The sequence below is a fragment of the Dietzia sp. HMSC21D01 genome (genome assembly GCF_001815995.1).
Classification (GTDB): domain Bacteria; phylum Actinomycetota; class Actinomycetes; order Mycobacteriales; family Mycobacteriaceae; genus Dietzia; species Dietzia cinnamea.
The window spans coordinates 1-13,532 of record NZ_KV823794.1 but is presented as its reverse complement, the minus strand read 5'-3'; the positions used below and the strand labels follow the sequence as shown (position 1 = coordinate 13,532).

General features: G+C 70.6%; 9 protein-coding genes. 7 read left to right on the top strand and 2 right to left on the bottom strand.

The features are described from left to right. Positions 1-306: 306 nt before the first annotated feature. From HMPREF3086_RS04150 to narI, 7 genes are all read left to right on the top strand, one after another. Positions 307-765: an RrF2 family transcriptional regulator gene (locus HMPREF3086_RS04150; protein ID WP_007627491.1), complete on the top strand. Its 459-nt coding sequence runs from the start codon at positions 307-309 to the stop codon at positions 763-765. A gap of 132 nt (positions 766-897) precedes the next feature. Continuing rightward, a complete protein-coding gene (locus HMPREF3086_RS04145; protein WP_070720287.1) occupies positions 898-2,178 on the top strand; it encodes a globin domain-containing protein in 1,281 nt (426 codons plus the stop codon). Positions 2,179-2,508: 330 nt separating this feature from the next. Beyond that, positions 2,509-3,831 (top strand): MFS transporter, encoded by a 1,323-nt coding sequence (locus HMPREF3086_RS04140; RefSeq protein WP_070720285.1) that lies wholly within the window; start codon positions 2,509-2,511, stop codon positions 3,829-3,831. Further along, positions 3,828-7,598, top strand: coding sequence for a nitrate reductase subunit alpha (locus HMPREF3086_RS04135; protein ID WP_070720283.1), 3,771 nt, complete (start codon positions 3,828-3,830; stop codon positions 7,596-7,598). Before HMPREF3086_RS04140 ends, HMPREF3086_RS04135 begins: the two co-directional genes overlap by 4 nt. Next, positions 7,598-9,250 (top strand): nitrate reductase subunit beta, encoded by a 1,653-nt coding sequence (narH, locus tag HMPREF3086_RS04130; RefSeq protein ID WP_070720281.1) that lies wholly within the window; start codon positions 7,598-7,600, stop codon positions 9,248-9,250. Before HMPREF3086_RS04135 ends, narH begins: the two co-directional genes overlap by 1 nt. A 4-nt stretch (positions 9,251-9,254) precedes the next feature. Then, entirely contained in the window at positions 9,255-9,962 is a 708-nt protein-coding gene (gene narJ / locus HMPREF3086_RS04125; RefSeq protein WP_007627481.1) for a nitrate reductase molybdenum cofactor assembly chaperone, read from the top strand. Beyond that, complete coding sequence (narI, locus tag HMPREF3086_RS04120) at positions 9,959-10,732, top strand: respiratory nitrate reductase subunit gamma (protein ID WP_061227824.1); 774 nt, start codon at positions 9,959-9,961, stop codon at positions 10,730-10,732. The genes narJ and narI overlap by 4 nt, the downstream gene beginning before the upstream one ends. Positions 10,733-11,055: 323 nt before the next feature. Here narI and HMPREF3086_RS04115 read toward each other — a convergent pair whose 3' ends face one another. Beyond that, positions 11,056-11,973: a VOC family protein gene (locus HMPREF3086_RS04115; protein WP_061914244.1), complete on the bottom strand. Its 918-nt coding sequence runs from the start codon at positions 11,971-11,973 to the stop codon at positions 11,056-11,058. 143 nt (positions 11,974-12,116) lie between these two features. Continuing rightward, on the bottom strand, positions 12,117-13,532 hold a 1,416-nt coding region (locus HMPREF3086_RS04110), incomplete at its 5' end, for a multicopper oxidase domain-containing protein (RefSeq protein ID WP_168169047.1).

The following is a 13,532-nucleotide window of genomic DNA, read 5'->3' as shown; positions in this document are numbered from 1 at the left end:
GGGCGAGCCGGCGGGCGAGCCGGCGGGCGGGCCGTCGTCACGAGGGGCGTCCCACGCAGCCGCTCGTCCGCATGGCGTCTCGCACGCACCGCGGGGTGGGCGAGACGCCATGCCGAGGGGCGGCTGCAGATCTGGCGGGCAAGCATAGGAGCGAGACGCCAGGGAGAGGAGCGGCTGCCGCGTGAGTGCGCTCCCCGCGGGCGTTGCCGCAGGTGGGCCGGGCAGCAAATGACCAGCTCAGTACGTATTTGAGATCACCCGCGACAAATGCACTGCGACAAGTCGCAATATGGCACGCTCGGCGTTGTGCAGTTGTCCCGGTCTTCCGATCTCGCGCTCCGCGCCCTCATGCGTCTCGCCGTCGCCGACGAACGCGAGGAGCGGATGACCGCTGCGGTGATCGCCGAATCGGTCGAGGCCTCTGTGAGCCACGTGGCCAAGATCGTCTCCCGCCTGGTCGAGTTGGGCCTGGCGGAGTCGCGGCGCGGCCGCGGCGGCGGGCTGGTCATCACCGAACTCGGCCGGCACGAGTCGGTCGGGCGGCTGCTGCGCCGACTGGAGGGCCCGGGCGAGGTCGTCCAGTGTGAGGGCCCGACGCCCTGCCCGCTCGCGGGCAACTGCGGACTCCGACGCGCGCTGGTCGACGCCCGCGAGGCGTTCTTCGCCACCCTCGACCCGCTGACGGTCGACGGGATCGTCCGCACGCCCACCCGCCAGGTGTCGCTCAGCCTCGGCGCCCGCCCCCGGACCGGCCCGGGACCCTGACCGCCCGGTCGGTGACACCCGCCGACCCTCGTCCTCCACCCACACGCAGTCCGACCCACCTGGTGCTCGGACGGCCCCGTCGCGCCCCGACACGTCCGTCGCTGTCCCGGCGCTCTCGCAGAAGGAGTACCCGTGACCACCTCGATCACCACCCTGGAGTCGATCCTCGCGCATCCCCACGAGCTGTCCGACGAGCACGCCGCCGTGGTCCGCGAGACCCTGCCCGTGATCGGCGCCCACATCGACGAGATCACGCCGGTCTTCTACCGGACGATGTTCGCCGACAATCCGGAGCTGCTGCGCGACACGTTCAACCGAGGGAACCAGAAGCTCGGCGCGCAACAGCGTGCCCTCGCAGCGTCGGTCGCCACGTTCGCCACCCTGCTGGTGGACGGCAGGAGCCCCGTCGAGATGCTCTCCCGGATCGGCCACAAGCACGCGAGCCTCGGCATCACCCCAGACCAGTACCAGCTGGTCCACGACTACCTCTTCGGCGCGATCGTCGAGGTCCTGGGGGAGGCGATCACGCCGGAGGTCGCGGCGGCGTGGGACGAGGTCTACTGGATCATGGCCGCCGTCCTGGTGGACTTCGAGAAGGCCCTCTACGCCCGCGCCGAGGTCGAGCCCGGCGACGTCTTCCGCACCGCCACCGTGCTCGCCCGCGAGGACGTCACGGACTCGGTGGCCGTGTTCACCCTCGGCGGGCCCGACGGCGAGCCCCTGCCCGACTTCCGTCCCGGCCAGTACACCTCGGTCGGCGTGGTCCTGCCCGACGGCGCCCGCCAGCTGCGCCAGTACTCCCTGTCCACCGCCCCGGGCGACGGCACGTGGCGGATCGGCGTCCGCCGGGTCGAGGCTGACGGCGATGCCTCCCCTGCCGGCGAGGTCTCCGGGTGGCTGCACGCCAACGCGACCGTCGGCACCACCATCCAGGTCACCCTCCCGTTCGGCGATCTCGTCCTGGACGCCGCCGGGACCGCGGAGGACCGGGAGGACGCCCCGGTCGTCCTCTGCTCGGCGGGCATCGGCATCACGCCCATGCTCGGCATGATCGCCCACCTGGCGGCGACCGAGGACCCCCGCCGGGTGCTCGTCCTGCACGCCGACCGGAGCCGGGCCGATCACGTGCTCGCCGACGAGGTGGCCGGTGAGGCCTCGATGCTCGCGGACGCCGAGGTCCACACGTGGTACGAGCAGGCCCCCGACACCGACACCGACGCCGTCTCCGGCCCGGGCACGGTCCACCGCGGCCTCATGGACCTGTCGTCGGTCCCCCTCCCCGAGGGTGCGCACGTCTTCCTCTGCGGTTCCACCGGCTTCCTCCAGTCCCTCCGCCGACAATTCCTCGACGCCGGCGTGCCCGAGGATCGCCTCCACGCCGAGCTGTTCGCGCCCAACGACTGGCTGGTCTGATCCCGCCGCCGTGGGTCCGGTGCGTCGCCGTCCGGGCCCACGGCCGATTTTCCGCAGCGGATTAGCGGGGATATCAACAAAGGGGCGTGGGTCGTTCCCATTCCGTCCCCTGGCCCGAGCCATTATCTGCGTTTATCCGGGACGTTTTTCCCGCACCATTTCCGGCGAAAGCTCTAAATGCTCAAAACCTTATGTATTTGCCGGATAACAAAGTGCCGCAACGCGCGAAAAGCACCAACAGCGCGACCTACGGTTACACACACTCAGGTTCGGGCCCGCCCACGACCGAGCGGACCCGCCGCAGCCAGAATCAACGCGAAAGGACCTCCGGTGCCCTCAGGCCCGAACTCCCCACAGACAGGGCCCGCGTCTCCGCAGCCGGCGGACCCACAGCCCGAGGCCGCCCGGCCCCAGTCCTCGGCCACGCCCGACCCGAAGCAGGCGAACATCGCTCTGGCCCTGTGTTTCTCGGGTTTCCTCCTCACGTTCTGGGCGTGGGCGCTGATGGGCCCGCTCGGGGCGACCTACAAGGACCAGCTCGGGCTCAGCTCGTTCCAGCAGTCGCTCGTGGTGGCGCTGCCCGTGGTGGTCGGGTCGCTCGGCCGCATCCCCGTCGGGGCGCTCACCGACCGCCTGGGCGGTCGTACGATGTTTCCGCTGATCGCGGCGTTGACGATCATCCCCACCCTCTTCGTCGGGTTCGTCGACGGCAGCTACATCGCGCTCCTCATCGGCGGGTTCTTCCTGGGGATCGGCGGCACCTCCTTCGCCGTCGGCGTTCCCACCGTCAACTCGTGGTTCCCGCCGCACCGGCGTGGCACGGCCATCGGCATCTTCGGCGCCGGCATGGGCGGTACGGCGATCGCGGCCTTCACCACCCTGCGGCTCCGCGACGCCTTCGGCGACCAGGCGCCGTTCATCCTGGTCGCGGTCCTGCTCGCCGTGTACGCGGTCGTCGCCCGGGCACTGCTGAAGAACTCGCCGGCGTGGGCCCCGGCCCAGGGCAACTGGGTGGTCAAGGCCGCCAGGACGCTCGCCCGCCCGGTCACCCTCAAACTCGCCTGGCTGTACGCGATGGGCTTCGGCGGGTTCGTGGCGTTCTCCGTCTACCTGCCCACCTACCTGCACAACTTCTACGAACTGGACATGGAGGACGCGGCCCTGCGCACCGCGGTGTTCGTCGTGATCGCGGTGGCCTGCCGGCCCCTCGGCGGCGCGCTGGCCGACAGGTTCCCCGGCGCGTGGGTGCTCATCGTCAGCTACATCGTCACCGGGCTGATGGCCGCCGCCGCGACCGAGCGCATGCCCCTCATCAACACGGAGGGCGGCACCCTCTACCCGCTCGGCACGGTCGTGTTCCTGTTCATGGGCGCGTCCCTCGGCGTCGCCTCGGGTGCCGTCTTCGCCCTGGTGGCCGAGCTCGTCGAGCCGTCGGCCGTCGGGTCGGTGACCGGCATCGTCGGCGCGGTCGGCGGTCTGGGCGGCTTCGTCCCACCCCTGCTCCTCGGCTACTTCTGGACCGCCCACGGCAACTACCGCATCGGTCTGCTCCTGCTGTTCGTGCTCTCCGCGGCCACCGCGGTGCTCACGTGGCTGTGGTTCCTCCGCTCCGGCCGTAGCGCCTCCCCCGCGACTGAAAGGACGTCGGCATGACCAGCGTCGACTCGCCCAGCTCGTCGTCGTCACCCTCGGACGGCGGGAACGCTCCCTCCGGTTCCGGGCGGCTCGACGGCCCCGTCACCGACGCCATCCTCCGCACCGGGCGGTTCTTCCGGCGCGGCGAGGCCTCGGAGGACCTCCGCACGGTCACCCACACCGGCGGCCGCGACGCCGACGTGTTCTACCGCGACCGCTGGAGCCACGACAAGGTGGTCCGCTCCACCCACGGTGTCAACTGCACGGGTTCCTGCTCGTGGAAGGTGTACGTCAAGGAGGGGATCATCACGTGGGAGGCCCAGCAGACGGACTACCCGGACATCGGTGACGACCTGCCGGCCTACGAGCCCCGCGGCTGCCCGCGCGGCGCGGCGTTCTCCTGGTACACCTACTCCCCCACCCGCGTGCGCTACCCGTACGTGCGCGGCGTGCTCATGCAGATGTGGCGCACCGCCCGGGCCGTGCACTCCGACCCGGTGGACGCGTGGGCGTCGATCGTCGAGGACCCGGTCCTGAGCGCCCACTACAAGGCCGCCCGCGGCAAGGGCGGGCTCGTCCGCTGCCGCTGGGAGGACGCCCTGGAGATGGCGGCCGCCGCGCACGTGTACACCGCCAAGACCGTCGGCCCCGACCGCGTCGCCGGGTTCTCCCCGATCCCCGCCATGTCCATGGCCTCGTTCGGCGCCGGCGCCCGCTTCATGCAGCTCTTCGGCGGCTCCATGCTGTCCTTCTACGACTGGTACGCCGACCTGCCCGTGGCCTCGCCGCAGGTGTTCGGCGACCAGACCGACGTCCCCGAGTCCGCGGACTGGTTCAACTCCACCTACCTGGTGATGTGGGGCTCCAACGTCCCCGTCACCCGCACGCCGGACGCCCATTTCATGGCCGAGGCCCGCTACAAGGGCCAGAAGGTCGTGGTGGTCTCCCCCGACTACGCGGACAACACCAAGTTCGCCGACGAGTGGATCCACCCGCACCCCGGGACGGACGGCGCGCTGGCGATGTCGATGGTCCACGTGGTGCTCACCGAGTTCTACGCCCGTCGAGACACCCCCGAGTTCACCTCGTACGCCAAGACCTACACCGACCTGCCGTTCCTCGTCACCCTGCGCACCCGCGCCGACGGCACCGTGGTGCCGGACAAGTTCCTCACCGCCGACGCCGTGCGCCTCGACGTGGACCCGGGCGAGAACGCCGCCAGCAAGACCGTGATGCTCGACGCGGTGACCGACCGCGTGGTGGTGCCGAACGGCACGCTCGGCGACCGTTTCGGCGAGCAGGGCAAGGGCCGCTGGAATCTCGACCTGGGCGAGATCGACCCGGTCCTGAGCCTGCACTCCCCGGGCGGGGACACCGCCGAGATCGTCCTGCCGCGCTTCGACACGCCGCGCGGCGAGGCCGACACCGTCACGCGCGGCGTGCCGGTCCGCACCGTAGTACTGGACGACGACGACGAGGTCATCGTCACGACCGTGTTCGATCTCATGATGGCGCAGTTCGGCGTGGCCCGGGAGGGCCTGCCCGGTGACTGGCCGACCGGATACGACGACCCCGCCCCGTACACCCCGGCGTGGCAGGAGGAGCACACCGGCGTACCCGCCGCCCAGGCCGAGCGCTTCGGCCGCGAGTTCGCGCAGAATGCGCTGGACTCGGGCGGCCGCTCGATGATCCTCATGGGCGCCGGCACCAACCACTGGTTCCACTCCGACCTCATCTACCGGGCCTTTCTGTCCCTGACCATCCTGACCGGCTGCCAGGGCGTCAACGGCGGCGGCTGGGCGCACTACGTGGGCCAGGAGAAGGTCCGCCCGCTCACCGGGTTCCAGCAGGTCGCGAACGCGCTGGACTGGTCGCGCCCGCCGCGCCAGATGATCTCCACGGCCTTCTTCTACCTGCACACCGGGCAGTGGAAGTACGACGCGTACGCGGCCGACGTGCTCACCTCCCCGACCGGCGACGGCCGCTTCGACGGCATGAGCACCCCGGACCTGGTGGCCATGTCCGCGCGGTTGGGCTGGATGCCCTCGTACCCGACCTTCTCCCGCAACCCGCTCGACCTGGGCGACGAGGCCGCCGCGGCGGGCGTCCCCGCCGGCGAGTACGTGGTGGACCGCATCAAGGCCGGCGACATACGGTTCGCGGCCGAGGACCCCGACGGTCCCGGCAACGCGCCCAAGATCCTCACCGTGTGGCGGTCCAACCTCATCGGGTCCTCCGCCAAGGGCGACGAGTACTTCCTCAAGCACCTCCTGGGCACCGACAGCTCCCTGCGCGCCGACCAGGCGCCCGAGGGGCACCGCGGCCGCGACATGGTGTGGCGCGAGGAGGGCGACGCCACCCCGGACGGCAAGCTCGACCTGCTCATGACGCTGGACTTCCGGATGACGTCCACCACGCTGTTCTCCGACCTCGTGCTGCCGGCGGCGACGTGGTACGAGAAGCACGACCTGTCGTCCACCGACATGCACCCGTTCGTGCACTCGTTCAACGCCGCGATCAACCCGCCCTGGGAGACCCGCAGCGACTTCGACACGTTCAAGATGCTCGCCGAGAAGGTCTCCGAGCTCAGCCACGGCCACCTCGACGCGCGGACCGACGTGGTGGCGGTGCCGCTCGGCCACGACACCCCGGACGCGATCGCCAACCCGGGCGGCAGGGTAACCGACTGGAAGGACGGCTCGTGTGAGCCGGTGCCGGGGAAGAACTTCCCCAAGATCGCCACGGTAGAGCGCGACTACCGGCTGATCGGCGAGAAGTTCGGCTCCCTCGGCCCGCTCGCCGAGTCCGCCGGCATGCCGGTCAAGGGCCTCAACCTCACGCCCACCGAGGAGATCGCGGCACTGCTGCGGCACAACGGCGAGACGCGCACGGGCGTCGGCAAGGGCCGCCCGCGGCTCGACACCGACATCCGGATGTGCGAGGCCATCCTGTCCCTGTCCGGCACCACCAACGGCCGCCTGGCCACCCAGGGCTTCGAGCAGCTCGAGGAGCGCACGGGCCGCGAGCTCGCCGACCTGTCCCGCGGCGAGGAGGGCAAACGCATCACGTTCTCCGACACCCAGTCTCGGCCGCAGCCGGTGATCACCTCGCCCGAGTGGTCGGGGTCCGAGCACGGGGGGCGCCGCTACAGCGCGTTCGTCATCAACACCGAGCGGCTCAAGCCGTGGCACACGCTCACCGGCCGGATGCAGTTCTTCATGGACCACGACTGGATGGCCGAGATGGGCGAGCAGCTGCCCGTGTATCGGCCGCCGCTCAACATGCACGAGCTGTACGGCGAGCCCAAGCTCGGCCACGACGGCGGCGCCGAACTCACCGTCCGGTACCTGACCCCGCACAACAAGTGGTCGATCCACTCGGAGTACCAGGACAACCTGCTCATGCTCAGCCTCGGCCGCGGCGGACCGATGGTGTGGATGAGCGACGCCGACGCCGCGCTCATCGGGGTCAAGGACAACGACTGGATCGAGGCGGTCAACCGCAACGGCGTGATCGTGGCGCGCGCCGTGGTCTCGCACCGCATGCCGGCGGGCACCGTGTACATGCACCACGCCCAGGACCGCACGATCGACGTCCCGCTGTCCGAGACCGATGGCAAGCGCGGCGGTATCCACAACTCGGCGACCCGGATCATGGTCAAACCCAGTCACCTGATCGGCGGGTACGCCCACTTCAGCTACGCGTGGAACTACATCGGTCCCACGGGTAACCAGCGCGACGAGGTGACGGTCATCCGCCGTCGCTCCCAGGAGGTGCAGTACTGATGCGGGTCATGGCACAGATGGCGATGGTGATGAACCTCGACAAGTGCATCGGGTGCCACACCTGCTCGGTGACGTGCAAGCAGGCGTGGACCAACCGCGCCGGCACCGAGTACGTGTGGTGGAACAACGTCGAGACCCGGCCCGGCCTCGGGTACCCGCGCACCTACGAGGATCAGGAGCGCTGGAAGGGCGGCTGGGAGCTGGACCGGAGGGGGCGCCTGCGGCTCAAGGCCGGCGGGCGGGCCAAAAAGCTCATGCAGATCTTCTCCAGCCCCACCATGCCGTCGATCGACGACTACTACGAGCCGTGGACCTACGACTACGACACGCTGGTCTCCGCGCCGCTGCAGCAGCACACCCCGGTCGCGCGCCCGTACTCGCTCATCAGCGGCGAGCCCATGAAGATCTCCTGGTCGGCCAACTGGGACGACAACCTGGGCGGCTCCCCCGAGCACCTCGCCGACGACCCGATCGTCAAGAAGGTCGGCACCGAGGTCAAGGCCGAGTTCGAGCAGACGTTCATGTTCTACCTGCCGCGGATCTGCGAGCACTGCCTCAACCCGTCGTGCGCGGCCTCGTGCCCCTCCGGCGCGATCTACAAGCGCGTCGAGGACGGCGTGGTGCTGGTGGACCAGGACAAGTGCCGCGGCTGGCGCCAGTGCATCACCGGCTGCCCGTACAAGAAGGTGTACTTCAACCACCGCACGGGCAAGGCCGAGAAATGTACGTTCTGCTTCCCCCGCATCGAGGTGGGCATCCCCACGGTGTGCTCGGAGACGTGCGTCGGCCGGCTGCGCTACATCGGCCTGGTGCTCTACGACGCCGACAAGGTGGCCGAGGCCGCGTCCACCCCGGACGAGAAGGACCTGCTCGCCGCCCAACGCGCGTGTTTCCTCGATCCCGACGACCCCGAGGTGATCGCCGCCGCGCGCGCCGAGGGCATCCCCGAGGACTGGCTGGACGCCGCCCGCCGCTCCCCGATCCGCCGGCTCATCCACGACTACGAGGTGGCTCTTCCGCTGCATCCGGAGTACCGGACCATGCCCATGGTCTGGTACATCCCGCCGCTGTCCCCGGTGATCGACCGGATCTCCGCCGACGGTGGCGACGGCGAGGACCCCGACATCCTGTTCTCCGCGATCGACCGGCTCCGCATCCCGCTGGAGTACCTCGCCGAGCTGTTCAGCGCGGGCGACGTGGACGTGGTGCAGGGTGTGCTCAACCGGCTGGCCGCCATGCGCACCTACATGCGCGACATCAACCTCGGGCGCGAGCCGCGCGGCGAGCTCTGCGAGGCCGTCGGCATGACGGAGGAGGAGATGTACGAGATGTACCGCCTCCTCGCCCTGGCGCACTACGAGGAGCGGTACGTCATCCCCACCGCGCACCAGGAACAGGCCCACGACCTCGAGGAGCTCGTCACCGAGTGCAGCCTCGACTTCGACGGCGGCCCCGGCATGGGCGGCTCCGGCCCGTTCGGCGAGGGCTCGGGCGACCACAACGTGCCGATCGCCGTGGAGAACTTCCACGCTCTGCGCGACCGGCAGACCGCCGACACCGCCGCCTCCCCGGAGGGCAAGGACCGGCGGATCAACCTGCTCAACTGGGACGGCAACGGGCGCGCGGGCGGCCTGTTCCCGGGAAAGAGGTAGACCGGTGGCCGCAGACTTCTTCACCGGCGACCTGTTCGCCCGCGTCCGCCAGGCCGTTCGACCGGGACGTACGCCCGTCGTGGGCCGCGGTGCGCCCACCGACCGCGCCCTCTACCAGGCGGCCTCGCTGCTGCTGGACTACCCGACCACCGAACTCGTGGAGCAGGTGCCCACCGTGCGGGCCCTGGTCGCCGAGCTCGGCGGCCCGGCCCGGTCCCTGCTCCCGCTGCTCGACAGGCTCGAGAGCGAACCGCTGACCGACCTCCAGACCGAGTACGTCGAGACCTTCGACATGCGCCGGCGCTGCTGCCTGTACCTGACGTACTACCAGCACGGCGACACCCGCAAGCGCGGTTCCGCCCTGCTCGCCTTCGTCACCGCTTACAAGCTCGCCGGCGCCGTGATGTCGGCCCACGAACTGCCCGACCATCTGGGCGTCGTCCTGGAGTTCGGCGCCCAGCACGACCTCGACCGCTGCCGCGGCCTGCTCGTGAACCACCGGCCGGGCCTCGAGCTGCTGCGCATCTCGCTCACCGATCGCCGGTCGGAATGGGCCGGGGTCGTCTCGGCCGTCACCGCCACCCTCCCGCCGATCGACGGCGAGGGCCACGAGGCGGTTCGCAAGCTCATCGCCCAGGGCCCGCCCGACGAGGACGTCGGCCTCGAGGCGTTCACCTCATCGTCCTACCTGGAGAGCGGGGCCCACCCATGACCGATGTGACCTGGATCGACGTGTTCCTGTGGGTCGTCCTGCCGTATGTGTGCCTGGCGATCTTCGTCGTGGGCCACTGGTGGCGGTACCGGTATGACAAGTTCGGCTGGACCACCCGGTCCTCGCAGCTGTACGAGTCCCGCCTGCTTCGCTGGGGAAGCCCGCTGTTCCACTTCGGCTTGCTGTTCGTGATCGGCGGGCACATCATCGGCCTGGTGATCCCCAAGTCGTGGACCGAGGCGGTGGGCATCTCGCAGGAGGCCTACCACTGGCTGGCGGTGGTGATCGGCGCGATCGCCGGCTTCTGCACGGTCGTCGGGCTGATCATCCTCATCTACCGCCGCCGCACCGTCGGGCCGGTGTTCTCGGCGACGACGCTCAACGACAAGGTGATGTACGTCTTCCTCGCGCTGACGATCTTCCTCGGCATGAGCAACACGATCATCGGCAACATCATCAGCCATTACGACTACCGTGAGGACCTGGCCGTGTGGTTCCGCGGCATCTTCTGGTTCCAGCCGGACCCCGCCCTCATGACCGACGCGCCGTTCAGCTTCAAGGCGCACGCGATCGTGGCGTTCCTGCTGTTCGCGATCTGGCCGTTCACCCGGCTCGTCCACGTGTTCTCCGCGCCCGTCGGGTACCTGTGGCGGCCGTACGTGGTCTACCGCTCGCGGCCGACCGACCAGTTCGGCAACCGCCACTACCGGCGCGGCTGGTCCCGCGAGGACGTGGCGGACGTCAGCCGGACCGTCGGCACGAAGCGGTAGCCGACGACGCAGCCCGCCGGGCACGCACCGCGGCACACGCGGCACGGATCGGCTCCGCACAGCCGCCCGCCGGCATGGCGTCTCGCGCGCACCGCGGGGCGGGCCAGACGCCATGCCGAGGGGCAGCTGCGGATTCGGCGGGCGGGCCCGGGAGCGAGACGCCATCGCCGGGAGCGGCTGCGAGGGTTCCACGACGCACGCGCACGAGCGAGACGCCAAGCCCGGGAGCGAGACGCCAGGCGCAGGGGCGGCTGCGGGTTCGGCGGGCATGCGCAGGGGCGGATGCCGAATCCACCGCGCGGGCGAACGCAGCGCCTACCGTGTCAGCTTTCCGCGACCGCGCCAGCCGCCCCGACCTGGATGAGCGTGCCCCACGGGTCGTCGACCCGCAGAACGGCGCCGTCGTGGCGGGCCCGGAACCCGTGGTCGGTCAGGCGCTGCTGGAGTGCGTCGACGTCGTCGGCGGTCGGCAGGTCGATGTTCACCTGCCCCAGCCCGAGGGCGGCCGCGCGCGGGCCCGCCCCGGCGGTGCCCCACGTGTTGACGGCGATGTGGTGGTGGTACCCACCGGCGGCGATGAACAGGGCCGAGCCGACATCGCTCATCACCTCGAATCCGAGGGCGTCCACGTAGAAGTCGCGGGCCACACCGATGTCGCCGACCTGCAGGTGGACGTGGCCGAGCGTCGCGCCCGGCGGGCTCGCGGACGTCTCGGGCAGGTGGCTGCGCAGGAACGCGTTGGGATCCAGCGGATTGGTGGCCACCTTGAGCAGACCGTGCGGCTCGGTGGCCCAGGTCTCCCGGGGCCGGTCCGCGTACAGCTCGACGCCGTTGCCCTCCGGGTCGTCGAAGTAGAACGCCTGGCTGTACAGGTGGTCCGAGCTACCGGTGAACGACCGGGGCGCGTTCCGGGCGACCGAGGCGACGGCGGCGGCCAGCGACGCCTCGTCGTCGAACAGCACGGCGGTGTGGAATAGACCCGCTTCGCCGGACTTCCGCGGCGGCAGGTCGGGCATCCGGCGCATCCGCACGAGCGGGAGGCCCGCGCGGCCGAGCACCGCGGTCTCGCCCGAATGCTCGAGCACCTCCAGGGTCACGCCCTCGGAGTAGAAGCCGATCATCGCGTCCAGGTCACGGACCAGCAGCTCCACGGCTCCCATGCGGGTGTCCGGCGCGAGGAGGTCGTCGGCGGGCCGCTCGACGAGGCTGCGGGGGTCGGGGTTCTGGACGTAGACGGGCATGGCGCTCTCCTGGATCGTCGGGCCGATCAGTCGGTCGATGCTATTTGATGTGTCATCTATACCAAGCGGAGCGGGCCGTCGTCTATTCCGTGACGCATCAAGTGCCCCCGGTCAGGACCGGTCAGGGACTGGTCAGGGACCGATCAGTCACTCACGTCGAGAAAGCCCGTCGCGCCCTTCTCCGCGTCAGCGAACGAGTGGTCCACGAAGACGTAGCGGCCGGGCTCGGCGGGGGTCATCTCGACGAACCCTCCCTGCGACGGCGCCAGGTCCAGCGCCTGCGCCCCGCCGCCGCTCCCGCCGAACGCGTCGCGACCGTCGCGCAGCCGATACGCCCCCTCCTTGTACACGGTGTCGAACTGCCCACCCACGACGTGGAAACTCGTGCCATCGCTCGGACCCGCCGCGACCACCCAGATCCGGACGGTTTCGCCCACCCGCGCGGTGAGCGGGTCCCGCCGGTACTGCGTGGCGTGGCCGTTGAACATCACCAGGTCGGGCCGGCGGGCGGCGATCTTGTCCATGTCGAACGGCTCGTCGTCGCCGCCCAGATACGCCTCCGACTGCACCAGGACGTACTCGCGGTCGACCTCCGGCAACTCCGGCGGGTCCACGATGAGCGCCCCGAACATCCCCGCCGCGACGTGCCCGCTCATCGGCGCCGTGGCGCAGTGGTACAGCCACGCCCCCGCCCGCTTCACGGTGAACCGGTACTCCAGCTCCTCGCCGGGCGGGATCGTGCGCATGACCTCGTCCGGACTGACGTCACCGGCGTGGAAGTCGATCGAGTGGCCGATCGTCCCCTCGTTGCGGAAGGTCACCACGAACGTGTCCCCGACCCGGCCGCGCAGCGTCGGCGCGGGCAGCCCACCGTTGTAGGTCCACACCGGCCGCACCACCCCGGGCGCCAGCTCGTCGGTGGTCTCCCTGACCGTGAGGCTGACCCGGTGCTCGCGGCCCGGCGGCGCGGGCGGGAGGACGGGGTCACGGGTCTCGACATCGTCCGAGGGCGGCGAGAGGACGTCGATCGCGTCGGTCGGGGATGCCGCGTCATCGCCCGCGCCGGAGTGGCCGTCGTGCCCGGCCGCGCGCGGGTCCTGGGCCGCACCGCCGACACCACCGCCGGCCCCGCCGCCAGCGGGATCGTCCCCCTCGACCTGCACATCGAAGGTCATGCCCATCGCCTTGTGCCCGGCGATTGTGCACCAGCCCTCGACCGGGCGGCCCACCACGCCGACGTCCACCCGCGCCGTCTCACCCGGCTCCACTCTGCCGGTCCCGACCCCGTTGGCCAGGTACAGGTCGTGAACCGTCGTCTCGTCGTCGTTCCTCAACTCGATCACCAACCGGTCACCGACGGGGACGGTCACGGTGCTCGGCTCGAACCTCATCCCCACCGCGACCACCTCGACGGTCGTGGTGTTCCCGGTCGGGGTGACCGCGGCCGACCCGTCGGTGCGGCGCAGCGGGGAGGACGGGTCGACGGCGAGGACGGTCCCCGTCGCGAGGGCCGCCACCAGCAGCGCCGCCAGCGCACCGACGAGGTTCCGGCGCCGGCC

Coding starts and splice junctions, on each gene's coding strand:
- HMPREF3086_RS04135 (WP_070720283.1), top strand. CDS start 3,828: ATGACCAGCGTCGACTCGCCCAGCTCGTCGTCGTCACCCTCGGACGGC.
- narH (WP_070720281.1), top strand. CDS start 7,598: ATGCGGGTCATGGCACAGATGGCGATGGTGATGAACCTCGACAAGTGC.
- narI (WP_061227824.1), top strand. CDS start 9,959: ATGACCGATGTGACCTGGATCGACGTGTTCCTGTGGGTCGTCCTGCCG.
- HMPREF3086_RS04115 (WP_061914244.1), bottom strand. CDS start 11,973: ATGCCCGTCTACGTCCAGAACCCCGACCCCCGCAGCCTCGTCGAGCGG.